We start from the raw sequence: 13,761 nt of genomic DNA on the forward strand, positions 1-13,761 counted from the left end.
GGCTATTCCTCCGAACTGGCGGGCTTGACCGGGCTTTGGTTCGGGCCGTCGTCGATGGCGATGAATGCCGCGGCCGCACCTTATGTGGCATGGTTGGCCGCCGCTGCCGCCCAGGCCGGGGTGACGGCCACGCAGGCCTTTGCGGCGGCCGCGGCGTATGAGGCGGCATATCTGATGACGGTGCCGCCGCCGCTGATCGCGGAGAACCGGGCGCAACTGATGGCGTTGATCGCGACGAACTTCTTCGGGCAGAACACGCCTGCGATCGCGGCGACCGAGGCCGAGTACATGGAGATGTGGGTCCAAGATGCGGTCGCGATGTATGGGTATGCCGTCGATTCGGCGGCCGCCAGTGCCTTGCAGTCGTATAGCGAGCCGCCGCAGACGACCAACCCGGCGGGCCAGAACGCCCAGGGCGGCGCGGTAGCCCAAAGTGCTGCGAACACCGCGGGATCCCAGACGCAGTCGGTGATTCAGCAGCAGCTGACCTCGATCGCGACCCAGCAGCTGACCCCGACGACGGACACGCAACAACTGACCTCGACCGCGGCAACCCAGCAGCTGAGCTCGGCCGCGGAGAGCCAGCAGCTGGGCATGCCCATCGCGACCCAACAACTCACCCCGACGGTTTCGCAGCAGTCCGTCACGCCGACGTCGACCGCGCAGTCGGTTACGTCGACGGCGACCACGCCGCAGTCGGTTACGCCGACGTCGACCACGCAGTCGGTTACGTCGATGGCGACCACGCCGCAATCGGCTGCGCCCGCGGCGACGTCACAATCGGTCACGCCCACCGCCTCCACGCAATCGGTTGCCCCCGCGGCGACGTCACAGTCGGTCACGCCCGCCGCCACCTCGCCGCAATCGGCCGCCCCGGCGGCGTCCACACAGTCGGTGGCGCCGGCCGCGTCCCAGCCGCCGCTGTCGATCACCCACGTGATCATCAACGGCGTCGATCCGATCGACCTTCAGGGCACGATCCTGAACGGCCAAGTCGTCGAAGTCACCGCGGGCAATCCTGCCGTCACCCTGCCCGGCCAGACGCTGACCGTCGCCAGCGGCGGGCAGCTCATCATCGATGCGAACGCCAGCTACACCGACACCGGCACCCTGGCCATCAGCTCCGGCGGCGTGGTCACCGACAGCGGCACTCTGACCGTCGGCTCCGGCGGCATCCTGACCGACAGTGGCTCTCTGACCGTCAGCTCCGGCGGCGCGCTCACGGTGAGTACGGGCGGCGCCGACACCGGCTTCCTCTCGGTGACCGGCGGCGGCACGCTTACCGTCAACGGCGGCACGGTCACCGTCAACTCCGGCGGTGTCCTGACCGTGGGCACCACCACAGCCAACAGCGGCACCCTCACCATTACCGGCGGCGGCACTGTGTCCGACGGCGGGACGCTCACGGTCAACAGCGGCGGCGCCCTCAACGTCAGCACCGCGACCACCGGGGACACCGGCAGCCTCACGGTGACCGGCGGCGGCAACCTGACCGACACCGGCGGCAGTTTCACGGTCAACAGCGGCGGCACGCTCAACGTCAGCAATGCCACCGTTACCGGTGACACCGGCAGCGTCACTCTGAGCGGCACCACCCTGACCGACGGCGGGACGGTCAACGTCAACAGCGGCGGCACGCTCACCGGCGGTGTGGGATTCAGCGAGGGCGACATCACCGTCACCAGCGGCGGCACCCTGAACGTCAACAGCGGCGGCACTGTTGCCCTCAACTTCGGCGCCCTCACCGTGGACTCCGGCGGCCAGGCCTTCGACGGCGGCGCTATCACCACCGGCGCGCCCGGCACCGCGGGTGGCCTGGAGGTCTACGGCAATCTCACCGTCACCCAGGGCGGCAGCCTCACCCTCAGTTCCAGCTGCGACGCCGATATCTGGACCGGCGGCACCCTCGCCGTCAACCAGGGCGGCCAGGTCACTGCCGCCGGCGGCAATCTCATCTTCAACGGCGGCAGCCTGGTCGACAGCGGCACCGTCACCGTCAACGGCGGACAGTTCGCCGCCGGCGGCGGCACCGTGACCGTCAACAGCACCGGCGTCCTCACCTTTAACGGCGGCCAGTTCGGCCTCAGCACCAGCACCGTCAACGACTCCGGCGCGATCACGCTCAATAGCGGTACCTCCGTGCAGCTCTTGGGCACCAACACCATCACGGTCAATAGCGGCGGCACGTTCACCAACGGCATCACCCTCAACCTTCCGGTCAACACCACCATCAGTGCCAGCGGCGGGACCGTCGAAATCAGCAATGGCGGTGCCCTCACCATCCCGTCCGGCAACACCCTCGCAGTCACCCAAGGCGGCGCGCTCACTGTCGACAGTGGCGGCAGTCTGACCGTCAGCCACGGTGGTGCGGTCACGGTGGGCACGGCCAGCACCAACAGCGGCAGCTTCACGGTCGGCGGCACTGCGTCCGACGCCGGGACGGTCACGGTCGGTCACGGCGGCACGGTCACCGTCGGCACGGGTGGGACCAACACGGGCAGCCTAACCGTGACCGGCGGCGGCACCCTGTCCGACGGCGGAACGGTCACGGTCCACAGCGGCGGCACGCTGACCGTCGGCACGACGACGACCGGGGACACCGGCAGCCTTACCGTCACCGGCGGCGGCAGCCTGTCCGACGGGGGCACTCTCACCATTAATTCCGGCGGCACCCTCAACGTCAGCACCGCGACTACCGGTGACACCGGCGGCCTCACGATTACCGGTGGCGGCACTCTGTCCGACGCGGGGACGGTCACGGTCAACAACGGTGGCACGCTGACCGTGAGCACGGGTGGCACCGACACGGGCAGCCTAACCGTGACCGGCGGCGGCTTCCTGAAAGACTTCGGCACGGTCGCCATCAACACCGGCGGCACTATCACCGATAACACCGGCGGCAGCGTTTTCGTCTATTCCGGTGGCACCTTCACCGACGCCGGCACCCTCAACCTGAATGGTGGTGCCCTGACCCTCTCCGGCGGCACCCTGGACGTGGCCAGCGGCGGGGTTGTCAACGACGCCGGCTCATTCTCGGTGGGCAGTGGCACCGGCACGCTGACCATCGACAATGGCGGCACCTTCACGGTCGAGAACGGCGGCTACCTGCTCAGCAACCCGGGCACCATCACCGACTCCGGCTCGGTGGTTGTCGACAATGGCGGCTATGTGGGCTTCGCCAACAGCAGCTTCAACGTCACCGACGGCGGCTCGTTGACCATTCAGTCCGGCGGCGTGTTCAGCGACAACAGCGCCATGACGGTGACCTCCGGCGGCACGGTGACCGACTCCGGTGCGTTGACGGTCCAGCCGGGCGCCACGCTGACGATCAGCCAGGGTGGTACCGACACCGGCAGCATGACGGTGACCGGCGGCGGCACTCTGTCGGACAGCGGGACGGTCACGGTCGGTCATGGCGGCGCCGTCACCGTGACCGGCGGCGGCAACCTCTACGACGCCGGCGCTGTCACCGTGAACCAAGGCGGCACCCTGACCGTGAGCACGGGTGGCACCGACACTGGCACCCTCACCGTCTACACCGGAGGCTCCGTCACCGACGGCGGCGACGTCATCGTCAACGCCGGCGGCAACCTCTACAACAGTGGGGCTTTGACGGTCACCGACGGCGGCACGCTGACGGTCAACAGCGGCGGCAGCGTGACCGACTACGGCGCCTTGACGGTCAACTCGGGCGGCACGCTCACCGATGCCGGGAATTTCGAGGTCAACGGCGGGACGATGACCATCGACAACGGGGGCACGGTCACCGTCGACAACGGTGGCGTCTTCTCCAACTACGGCACCCTTGTCGATTCCGGCACGCTGACCGTCGACAACGGCGGGCACCTCTACACCATCGATCCGATGACGGTCACCAACGGCGGCACACTGACCGTCGATCAGGGCGGCACGCTGTTCGACTACGGACCCTTGACGGTCGACTCGGGCGGCACCCTGACCGACAACGGCACCCTGACCATCCCTCAAACGGGCAGCCTGAGCGATGCGGGCACCCTGACCGTGGGCCCCGGCAGCACCCTGGATGACTACGGCACCCTGACCGTCAGCAGCGGCGGCACCCTGACCGACTCCGGCAGCATGATCGTCTACTCCGGCGGGACCCTCGCCGACAACGGCACACTCACTGTCAACGACGGCGGCAGCTTGGGGGTCTTCTCGGGCGGGACCCTCACCGACAGCGGCACTCTCACCGTCGATGACGGCAGCTTCCTCGGTAACTTCGGCACCACGACGGTCGATGCGGGCGGCACGCTGACCGTCGAGCACGGCGGCTCACTGGGTAACTTCGGCGGCACGATGGAAGTCAGCAGCGGCGGCACAATCAACGTCAACTCCGGCGGCACGTTCACCGAGGGCGCGGCGCTGACGATCGACCACGGCGGCGCATTGATCGACAACGGCACGCTCACCGTCAGCCCCGGCGGCGTGGTCAACGACGCCGGTGCGTTCTCCATCAACTCCGGTGGTGTGGTCACCATCGACCCCACCGGTGTCATGAGTGTCACCGGCGGGACGTTGACGGTCGACGACGGCTCCTATTTGATCGTCCACACCGGGGCCACCGTGCCGCTGAACCAGGGCGGCGCGCTGATTATCGGGCCCCACGAAATGGTCACCATCGGTCAGGGCGGCTCTTTCACGCCCAACGGCCTCGTCGGCCAGGTAATCATCAGCCCGGCGGTGCCGCCGGGCCCGGTGCCTCCGGAGGCGATCGCCGGCGCGGCCTCACCCGGGCTGTCGGGGACCTCAGGTCTGTCGGGTCTCTCGGGAATCCAGTCTCAACGGGACACCAATGGGATGCTGGACATGGATCTCGACGACCTGTCCAACGTGTTGTCTGACGACCTCACCTTCACCGGCGACTAGTGCTGCAGCACAAGCGAATTCATGAATTACCTGATTCGGAGTTCGTGGTCAGCGGCGGCGCGGCGGTTTCGTCGTCGTAGTAGTCGACGGTGCCCCGCAGGGCGTCGAAGATCGCCCTGCCCTGGGCGACCAGCCCGCTGGCCACCTCGGTGAGTCCCTCGGCGCCGTTGAGCACGGTCACGTTGGCGTTGGCGAGCCCCCGCGCCGCCTTCTCGACGATCTCGGGCAGCTGATCGATCAGCGCCTTGTCCAGGGCGACCCGGTTGTGCGACGCCGCCGCCTCGGCCTGGATCTTCATCTTCTCCGCGTCGGCCACCGCCAGGATCCGCACGCGTTCGGCCTCGGCCTCGGCGGGCTTGACGACCTCGGCGACCAGCTCCTGCTGGCGCAGCTCGGCGGCGCGCTGGGCCAGCTCGGTGCGCATCTGCAGCACCTCGCGCTGGGCCTCGGCCTCGGCGAGCGGGCCGGCCTGGGCCGCCTCGGCCTGAGCCTTGTCGACCTCGGCCTTGTACTGCGCCTTGACGATCGCGGTCTCCCGGGCGAATTCGGCCTGCTTGCGCTGCGACTCCTGCTCGGCTTCGGCGGCCGCCTGGTTGGCCTGTGCCTGGGCGATCTGCGCCTGCTGCTGGATGGCCGCGTTGTGCGGCGCCGACATCGCGTTGATGTAGCCGAGCCCGTCGTCGTCGATGGACTGGATCTGCAACGCGTCGACCGTGAGGCCGATCCGGGCCATCTCCTCCTTGGAGCCGTCGAGGACCTCGGTCGCCAGCTTCTGGCGTTCCCGGATGATCTGCTCGACGGTCATCGAGCCGATGATCGATCGCAGGTGGCCGGCGAAGATGCGCCCGGTCAGCACGGACATCTGGTCCTGTTCGGACAGGAATCGCTGCGCGGCGCTGATGATGCTTTCGGTGTCGTTGCCGACCTTGAAGGCGATCACCGCACGGACGTTGAGCGTGATGCCCTGCTGGGTCACGCATTTCTCGGCGACCTCGGCCTCACACATCGCCAGCGTGAGGAAGCGGGCCTTTCGGAAGAACGGCATGATGAAGGCGCCGTGGCCGGTCACGACGCGGAAGGGGGCGTTGCTCTTGCTTCGGCCGCCGGAGATCAGCATCGCCTCATCGGGGGAGGGCACTTTGTAACCGAGCATCGGAACTCCTTTTGGGTTTCGCTGTTGTATCCCGGGCGATCCGGGTCGTCAATTCAGATCACGCGAGTTCGTGCCAGGGTTCGACGGTTACCGTCCGGGCTCCCCTGACCTCCACCACCAGCACCCGTGCGCCCTTGGGCAAGGGGTCGTCGGACCACGCCAGGAAGGCCTCCTTGGCGCCCCGCACGGTGACCAGCACCGCGCCGGCCCCGCGGTCGCCGCGGGTCGCCACGGTCAACGTCCCCACGCAGCCGATTGCCGAGGCGTCGCTCACGAACGCATACTCCCGCATCGGGATTGCAGGCGTCGGGTTTCGTCTAAACGGGACCCGCGGTGAGGGTAACGACGTTGTTGCGGCTCTCCCGGGCCTTGATCCGGGACACCCAGACGCGGCCACCGGTCGCCCGCGCGACGATGCTTTCCACCGTCTCGAACGTCCATGCGGCCGTTCCCGCCATTGCGGTGTCGTCCATGATCCGCAGGTCGATGACGCCCCGGTCGGCCAGCAGCTCGAACAGGTCGCGTTGCGGGTCGTCGACGGCGATCAGCGTGGTGTGGTCGAACTGGTCCCGCAGCGCCGTCTTGACCTCGTCCAGTGTGACTTCGTCGATCACCGCGTCGGTCCCGGCTTCGGTTTCGGCACAGGCGAATTCGATGTCGAAGGCCCGTTCATAGCCGTGCAGGAAGAAACGCTTGCCTTGGTTGGCCCACGAGCGGTGGCAGCAGGGCAGGTTGTCGAACAACCTGCGCAGGTGGAACCTGGCCGTGCGACCCAGCGGGGCGTCGGCACGGTGGATCGTGGCCACGCGGGCCCCATCGGCGAAAACGGTGTTACGCATGGTGGTCAGCGTCCGGCGCCGGCCTTGCGGGATTCTCCATGGATTCTTGGAGCGCCAACGGCGGCCTATCGTGGTGATATGAACGTCGGTCCGGGAACGAGGTCGACATTCGCCGCGGCCATGCTGGCCGCCGCCGCGCTGCTTTCCGCGGCCCCGGCGGCCGCCGACCCGTCCGACGACGCCTTCCTGGGCGCCCTGGCGGACAACGGGATCGTCGTGAACGACCCGATCACCATGGCGCGCTCGGTCTGCGCGGGGCTCGACAGGAACCAGAAGACGAGCGTCGTGGCGATGAAGGTGATGAAGGACACCAGTCTTTCGGCGCGCCAAGCCGGATTCTTCGTCGGGCTCTCGGTGTCCGCCTACTGCCCGCAGTACAAGGGGCAGACGGACGGTTCGTTGGACTGGCTGAATCCGCTGCCCCCGCTCATGTGAGCTGAGCGGCTAGACCCAGTACGGGACGCGGGCGCGGTACTGCCGCATCGCGAACGCCGCCAGCACCCAGCCGACGGCGGTCAGCGCCGCCACCACGGCCCAGTGCCGCAGCTCCTGGTGGGCGCCCAGCAACGGGGCCCGCACGATGTCGAGATAGTGCAGCAGCGGGTTGAGTTCGACGATGCGCGACCAGCGCCCAGCGCCCTGCTGCCGCAACGTGTCGTCGTTCCAGATGATCGGCGTCATGAAGAACAGCAACTGCACCACCGAGAACAGCAGCGGACCGATGTCGCGATAGCGGGTGGCCAGGATGCCGAAACACAGTGACACCCAAATGCAATTGAGCACGATCAGCCCGAGCGCCGGGATGACCGACAGATCCGCCCACGACCACGGCTTGGGGTAGATGACCGCGATGACGGCGTAGATGACGATGTTGTGCGCGAACAGGATCATCTGCCGCCACACCAGCCGGTAGACGTGCACGGACAGCGGGGTGGGGAGTTGCTTGATCAGTCCCTCGTTGGCCACGAAGACGTCGGCACCCTCCAGGATGGCCGCGTTGATCAGGTTCCAGACGATCAGGCCGAGCGTGACGTACGGCAGGTGCACGGCGAGCTCGAGGTGAAACAGCTTGGAGTACAGGCCGCCCATCGCGACGGCGGTGGTGCCGGTCGCGATGGTGATCCAGAACGGGCCCAGCACCGAGCGGCGGTAGCGCTGCTTGATGTCCTGCCAGCCCAGGTGCAGCCACAGCTCGTGCCGGCGGAAGCCGGCGACCAGGTCGCCGCGGGCGCGGGTGAAGGTCCGCGACTGGGCGGCGGCGTCCAGAAACGTCATCGCGATCCTCCAGGTTCCGACGGTGGCGACCCGCTTCGAGGTTTGCCGAACTGTTCGCGACGGCCCAAGCGCCGCAAGCGAATCCACTCAGCGAGGCCCTTGGGATCGCGGCGGGTCACCACGAAGTACCAGCCGAAGCGAACCCACTCCTGGAGCTGCAGCTTGCGCAGGCCGGGCTGCGACAGAAGGTAGCCGCGGTTGCGGTAGGTGTAGAACCGCTTGGTGGGGTCGTCGGGGTATTGGGTGTGCATGCGTCCGCCCAGGATCGGCCGGAATTCCGCCGAGCCGCAGGGGTGGAGGTAGATCGCGTCCAGGCAGGTGCCGAACGGCAGGCCCGACCGCACCAGCCGGCGATGCATCTCGACTTCGTCGCCGCGGATGAACAGACGCAGGTCGGGAACGCCGATCGCCTCGAGCGTGGCCGCCCGGAACAACGCACCGTTGAACAGAGACGCGATTCCGGGCAGCAGGTCCTGTCCGGCCTCGGTGCGCAATTCGCTTGCCCGCCTGCGCCATACCAGCCCGCGGCGCAACGGAAACGCCAGCCGCTCCGGGTCGTCCATGTTGCACACCATCGGCGACACCTCGGCCAGGGCGTGCTTTTCGGCGCACGCCAGCAAGGTGGCCAGCACGCGCGCGTCCTGCGGCCGCCCGTCGTCGTCGGCCAGCCACACCCAGTCGGCGCCCTGCGCCAACGCATGCAACATGCCCAACGCGAAACCGCCTGCGCCGCCCAGGTTTCGGCGCGAGGGCAGGTAGGTGGTCGGGATCGGCTGGCCGGCCACCAGGTCGCGGACCCGGCCGTCACCGCCCCCGTCGTTGTCGACGACGATGAGGTGGTCGGGTACCCGGGTCTGGCTGCTCAGGGTGCCCAGCGATTTGGCCAGTTCGTCGGGACGCCGGTGGGTGACGACGACGGCGAAGATGGAGTCACTCATCCCCGGACGCTCTTTGTGCCAGCGGATTGTCCGCGGCCGTCTCGGCGAGCACCTCGCGCACGTGCCGGGCCGCGTCCTCGCCCTCGTAGGCGCGCACCACGTCTTCGATGCCGCCGGACATGCGGATAACGCCGTGGTCGATCCACATCGCCGTCTTGCACAGCCGGGCGAGGAATTCGTTGGAATGGCTGGCGAACACCAGGATTCCGGACCGCTCCACCAAACTCTGCAACCTGGATTGCGCCTTCTTCATGAAGTCGGCGTCGACCGCGCCCAAACCCTCGTCGAGCAACAGGATTTCGGGGTCGATGCTGGTGACCACGCCCATGGCCAGCCGCACCCGCATCCCGGTGGAGTACGTGCGCAGCGGCATAGACAGGTAATCACCGAGCTCGGTGAACTCGGCGATCTCGTCCACCTTGGCCATCATCTGCTTGCGGGTCTGCCCCAGGAACAGCCCGCGGATGATGATGTTCTCGTAGCCGGAGATCTCGGGATCCATGCCGACGCCCAGATCGAAGATGGGCGCGACCCGGCCGGTGACCTTCGCCCAGCCGCGGGTGGGTTCATAGATGCCCGAAAGCAGTCGCAGCAGAGTCGATTTGCCCGCGCCGTTATGGCCGACCAGGCCGACACGGTCGCCCAGCTCCAGCGACATGGTGATGTCGCGCAGCGCCTCGACGACGACCACGTTGGAACTGTTGCGGCCGATGGTGCCGCCCGCCTTGCCCAGGAAGGCTTTCTTCAGGGAGCGCGACTTCGCGTCGAAAATGGGGAATTCCACCCACGCGTTGTGCGTCTCGATGTGAGGACCCGCCACCGTGCTTCGCTTAGAGGTATTGGCCGTGTCCGGAGCCGCCCGGCTTGCCGACGCCGGGGGGCAGCGCGCCCTGGCGCATGTTCTCCAGCTGCGCGCGGGCGGCCATCTGCTGGGCGAACAGCGCGGTCTGGATGCCGTGGAACAACCCCTCCAGCCAGCCGACCAACTGGGCCTGGGCGATCCGCAATTCGGCGTCCGAGGGCGCCGTGTCCTCGTTGAACGGCAGGGTGAGGCGGTCGAGCTCCTCGCGCAGTTCGGGCGCCAGGCCTTCTTCCAGTTCGCGGATGCTGGTCGCGTGGATCTCGCGCAGCCGGTTGCGGCTGGCCTCGTCGAGCGGTGCGGCGCGCACCTCCTCGAGCAGTTGCTTGATCATCGTCCCGATGCGCATCACCTTGGCGGGCTGCTCAACCAGATCGGTCAGGGAGCGCTCGTCGGCGTCGTCCTCCGCCACCGCCGTGATCCGCGGGTCGACGCCGCCGATGATCTCGATGCCGTCGTCGTCGTTGCGGGTACTCAATCCTTCACCATCCTTTGCGGACTAAGAGTGCGGCGCCGCGCCGATTCCGCGCCATTCGTAGATTCGGGCTCCACCGTTGTCGTAGATCAGCGCCCACGACTTCGATTTATCCAGTGAGACTAGTCCGTCGGGTACGGCGAAGCCCCGGACCGTCGGCGTGCTGGTGTAGACGTACCGAATATTGAGCGCTTTGATCGCCTCGACCACCCGCGGATCGGCATCGCCCTTGCGGGCGCCGGCCCAGAAGATGTACCGGTTGGGGCCGGGGCCCATCTGCTGCGGGTAGTCGTAATGGGTCCACAGCGGGTGCAGGTCGGCGACGGCGTACATCCACGCCGTGCCGTCGGTGTTGGCGTTGCCGATCACGGTGGTGTGCGCCCCGGGCAGCGTGGCCAGGTACGCCATGGCCATCAGGTCGCGTTGGTCGATCATCACGGAGTCGTACTTGTCGCCGAACAAGACCAGGTGCCGATAGAAGTAGTGCCGCGCGGTGAACACGGTTGTCACCAGCAGCAGGACCGCCGTGGCCGCGGTCCAGGCCGGCGCGGGCAAGGGTTTTAATCGGCGGTCGGCGACCCGCTTGGCCGCGGCAACCACCACCGTCACCACCAGGAATAGGGCGAGCCCCGCCATCGGCATGAGCAGCAGGGTGATTGCGGCCGAGATCCTGCGCGGGTCCTTGTAGAAGAACTCCCCGAACGCGCCGGCTATCGCCCCGACCGGGCCGCCGAGCGGCGTCCCCGCGTCGACGTCGACGACCACCAGCAACGCCCAGAGCGCCAGCGGCCACCAGATCCTCTTGTAGGCGAAGATGATCCCGCCGGCGATCGCCAGCGCCATGAGCCCGTACTGGTACGGGAAGTCGTTGAGGTGACGCGAATGCTGGAAGACGGCGTCCCACACCCCGCGCTTCTTGCTGAGCTTGGTCAGAAACGAGTGCCCGGCGATGATGTCTTCCTGTTGACGGACGCTGATGAACTGCGGCAGCAGAATCAGCCCGGTGGCCACGGTCACAGCGGCGAGCGTCGCCACGTCGGGAATCCGTCCCAGCACCGGATGCCACAACACATCCATCAGCCACCAGGCGACCAGGAACAGGACGACGATGAACCCGCCGGTCAGGTGGACGGACATCAGCCCGACGAACGCCAGCACCGCCAGCGGGATGCGATCGCGATGGCGCAGCGTGGAGGCGATCAGCACGAACGTCGGGACGGCGACACCGTAGGCGGCCAGGTTGGGCATCGCGGCGACGCCGAACTCGACGTAGGGCAGGGCGGTGAACGACACCGACAGCGCGGCGGCGGTCGCGGCCACGCCGGCGGTGCGCCATTCGCCCCAGTGGGGGCGCAGCAGCCGCCAGGTCAGCATCGCCGCGCTGGTCGGAAACAGCCACACCGAGGCCGCCACCGAGCTCAGCGTGTAGCCCGTGGTCGGGGCCGCTCCGGTGAGCTGACAGAACACCGCGGACAGGGCGTGAAACACCGACGGGTAGTACAGCGTCTGATGCGTCTCGACGTTGCGCAGCTCGCCCATGTGCGTCGACGACGCCTGCCCGGTGTCGAGGATGAACCGGATCTCGTTGGCATGCCACACGGCGTCCCAGGTACTCGGGATGGTCTGCCAGTGGGCGGCCAGGCCGCGATAGGCCGCCCACATGATCAGCAGCGCCCCGAGCAGCACCCCGGCCGCCACCATCAGCGCCGGCCAGCGGCCGATCCCGCGGGCCTCGGCCTCGGTGTCGCGGTACCGGCCGAGCAGCAGCTGCAGGACAACCATCACCAGGCACACGGCAACCAGCGTCGCCAGCGCGGTCCAGCCGTTCCAAGGGATTCCGACGGCGCCGAACGGAATGATCGCCAGCGCGACCGCGCCGTAGGTCAGCGCCGGGCCGACCGCGACAGCGATGGGCCAACTCAGCTGACTGATTCGCGCGATGATCGATCCGGGGGCTATCAGCAAGAACAATGCGATCAGCGTTCCGAACCAGAGGCCCACTCGACTAGTATGGCTGGCCGGGTGCCCTGCCTCGGGAAGCCACCGGTTGGCCGGAACGTCTGCAGCACCCGCTACGGTCACAGTTTCGCGGAAATGCGCAAGCTCTAAGGTGGCTGGCATGGCTTACGACGTCGCCCGGGTGCGCGGACTGCATCCGTCGCTGGGTGACGGGTGGGTGCACTTCGACGCGCCGACCGGGATGCTCATCCCCGATTCCGTCGCGACCACCGTTTCCACCGCCTTCCGGCGATCCAGTGCCACCACCGTGGGCGCGCATCCGTCGGCGCAGCGCAGCGCCGCCATCCTCGAGGCCGCGCGGGCGGCGGTCGCCGACCTGTTCAACGTGGACCCGGCCGGCGTCGTGCTGGGGGCCGACCGGGCGATCTTGCTCTCGGCGCTGGCTGAGGCGTCGTCGTCTCGGGCCGGACTGGGCTACGAGGTGATCGTCAGCCGCCTGGACGACGAAGCGAACATCGCCCCGTGGCTGCGCGCGGCGCACCGCTATGGCGCCAAGGTGAAGTGGGCCGAGATCGACATCGAGACCGGCGAGCTGCCGACCTGGCAGTGGGAGGGCCTGATCGGGAAGTCGACCAGGCTGGTGGCCGTCGCCTCCGCGTCCGCCGCGCTGGGCACCGTCACCGACCTGCGGGCGATGACCAAGCTGGTGCACGACGTCGGCGGGCTGGTGGTGGTCGATCATTCCGCCGCTGCGCCGTACCGGTTGCTCGACGTGAAGGAGACCGACGCCGACGTGGTCGCGGTGAACGCCCTGGCGTGGGGCGGCCCGCCGATCGGCGCGGTGGTGTTCCGTGACCCGGCGCTGCTGAGTTCGTTCGGCTCCATCTCCACCGATCCGAAGGCCACTGGCGCGGCGCGGCTCGAGATCGGCGCGCACCAGTTCGGTCTGCTGGCCGGGGTGGTCGCCAGCATCGAGTATCTGGCGGCGCTCGACGAGTCCGCCCGCGGCAGCCGGCGCGAGCGTCTGTCGGTGTCGATGCAATCGGCCGGCTTGTACATGAACCGGATCTTCGATTACCTCATGGTGGCGCTGCGCTCGCTGCCGCTGGTCATGGTGATCGGCCGTCCGGAGGTGCGGATACCGGTGGTCAGCTTCGCCCTGAACGGCGTGCCCGCCGAGCGGGTGGTGCAGCGGCTGGCAGACAACGGGATTCTGGCCGTCACGTGCGAGAACTCCCGCGCGCTCGACGTGTTGGGCGTCAACGACATCGGCGGCGCCGTCACCATCGGGCTGGCGCACTACTCGACGACGGCCGAGGTCGACCAGCTGGTGCGCGCCCTGGCGTCCCTCGGCTAGCCTCGCTTCCCTCCCGGGT

At 68.1% G+C, this 13,761-nt stretch carries 11 protein-coding genes; 3 read left to right on the forward strand and 8 right to left on the reverse strand.

Annotated features, from left to right (window positions below; genetic code table 11):
- Positions 1 to 15: 15 nt before the first annotated feature.
- Positions 16 to 4,887, forward strand: a complete 4,872-nt coding sequence (locus A5704_RS29605) for a PPE domain-containing protein (protein WP_304442271.1) — start codon at positions 16 to 18, stop codon at positions 4,885 to 4,887.
- A 19-nt stretch (positions 4,888 to 4,906) separates the two neighbouring features.
- On the opposite strand, the gene A5704_RS04120 is transcribed toward A5704_RS29605, so the two are convergent.
- The 3 genes from A5704_RS04120 to A5704_RS04130 are packed head-to-tail and all read right to left on the reverse strand — an operon-like array spanning position 4,907 to position 6,879.
- Positions 4,907 to 6,040, reverse strand: coding sequence for a flotillin family protein (locus A5704_RS04120; protein ID WP_067760618.1), 1,134 nt, complete (start codon positions 6,038 to 6,040; stop codon positions 4,907 to 4,909).
- 58 nt (positions 6,041 to 6,098) lie between these two features.
- The gene (locus tag A5704_RS04125) at positions 6,099 to 6,314 is read right to left on the reverse strand and encodes a hypothetical protein (RefSeq protein WP_082954769.1); all 216 of its coding nucleotides are present in this window, start codon (positions 6,312 to 6,314) and stop codon (positions 6,099 to 6,101) included.
- 43 nt (positions 6,315 to 6,357) lie between these two features.
- On the reverse strand, positions 6,358 to 6,879 hold the full coding sequence (locus A5704_RS04130; RefSeq protein ID WP_067760622.1) for a 6-carboxytetrahydropterin synthase: 522 nt from the start codon (positions 6,877 to 6,879) through the stop codon (positions 6,358 to 6,360).
- A gap of 78 nt (positions 6,880 to 6,957) precedes the next feature.
- On the opposite strand from A5704_RS04130, the gene A5704_RS04135 reads away from it, so the two are divergent.
- Entirely contained in the window at positions 6,958 to 7,314 is a 357-nt protein-coding gene (locus tag A5704_RS04135) for a DUF732 domain-containing protein (RefSeq protein ID WP_067887506.1), read from the forward strand.
- Between the two features lie 9 nt (positions 7,315 to 7,323).
- On the opposite strand, the gene A5704_RS04140 is transcribed toward A5704_RS04135, so the two are convergent.
- Genes A5704_RS04140 through A5704_RS04160 form a run of 5 tightly spaced genes read right to left on the reverse strand, consistent with a single transcriptional unit; the run spans position 7,324 to position 12,427 of the window.
- Positions 7,324 to 8,154 carry an ABC transporter permease gene (locus A5704_RS04140; RefSeq protein WP_067760626.1) on the reverse strand — a complete coding sequence of 277 codons (831 nt, stop codon included), beginning with the start codon at positions 8,152 to 8,154 and terminating at the stop codon, positions 7,324 to 7,326.
- Positions 8,151 to 9,092, reverse strand: a complete 942-nt coding sequence (locus A5704_RS04145) for a glycosyltransferase (RefSeq protein WP_067760628.1) — start codon at positions 9,090 to 9,092, stop codon at positions 8,151 to 8,153. The genes A5704_RS04140 and A5704_RS04145 overlap by 4 nt, the downstream gene beginning before the upstream one ends.
- A complete protein-coding gene (locus tag A5704_RS04150; protein ID WP_067268672.1) occupies positions 9,085 to 9,912 on the reverse strand; it encodes an ABC transporter ATP-binding protein in 828 nt (275 codons plus the stop codon). The genes A5704_RS04145 and A5704_RS04150 overlap by 8 nt, the downstream gene beginning before the upstream one ends.
- 10 nt (positions 9,913 to 9,922) lie before the next feature.
- Positions 9,923 to 10,429 carry a bacterial proteasome activator family protein gene (locus tag A5704_RS04155; RefSeq protein WP_067887509.1) on the reverse strand — a complete coding sequence of 169 codons (507 nt, stop codon included), beginning with the start codon at positions 10,427 to 10,429 and terminating at the stop codon, positions 9,923 to 9,925.
- A 21-nt stretch (positions 10,430 to 10,450) separates the two neighbouring features.
- Positions 10,451 to 12,427 (reverse strand): DUF6541 family protein, encoded by a 1,977-nt coding sequence (locus A5704_RS04160; RefSeq protein WP_067887512.1) that lies wholly within the window; start codon positions 12,425 to 12,427, stop codon positions 10,451 to 10,453.
- 118 nt (positions 12,428 to 12,545) lie between these two features.
- On the opposite strand from A5704_RS04160, the gene A5704_RS04165 reads away from it, so the two are divergent.
- The gene (locus A5704_RS04165) at positions 12,546 to 13,742 is read left to right on the forward strand and encodes a cysteine desulfurase-like protein (protein WP_067760634.1); all 1,197 of its coding nucleotides are present in this window, start codon (positions 12,546 to 12,548) and stop codon (positions 13,740 to 13,742) included.
- Positions 13,743 to 13,761: the final 19 nt, after the last annotated feature.

The sequence above is a fragment of the Mycobacterium sp. E735 genome (assembly GCF_001666955.1).
Taxonomy (GTDB): domain Bacteria; phylum Actinomycetota; class Actinomycetes; order Mycobacteriales; family Mycobacteriaceae; genus Mycobacterium.

Bases quoted from the DNA above. Each gene is read 5' to 3' on its own strand.
- A5704_RS04120 (WP_067760618.1), bottom strand. From the start codon at position 6,040: ATGCTCGGTTACAAAGTGCCCTCCCCCGATGAGGCGATGCTGATCTCC.
- A5704_RS04130 (WP_067760622.1), bottom strand. From the start codon at position 6,879: ATGCGTAACACCGTTTTCGCCGATGGGGCCCGCGTGGCCACGATCCAC.
- A5704_RS04135 (WP_067887506.1), top strand. From the start codon at position 6,958: ATGAACGTCGGTCCGGGAACGAGGTCGACATTCGCCGCGGCCATGCTG.
- A5704_RS04140 (WP_067760626.1), bottom strand. From the start codon at position 8,154: ATGACGTTTCTGGACGCCGCCGCCCAGTCGCGGACCTTCACCCGCGCC.
- A5704_RS04145 (WP_067760628.1), bottom strand. From the start codon at position 9,092: ATGAGTGACTCCATCTTCGCCGTCGTCGTCACCCACCGGCGTCCCGAC.
- A5704_RS04165 (WP_067760634.1), top strand. From the start codon at position 12,546: ATGGCTTACGACGTCGCCCGGGTGCGCGGACTGCATCCGTCGCTGGGT.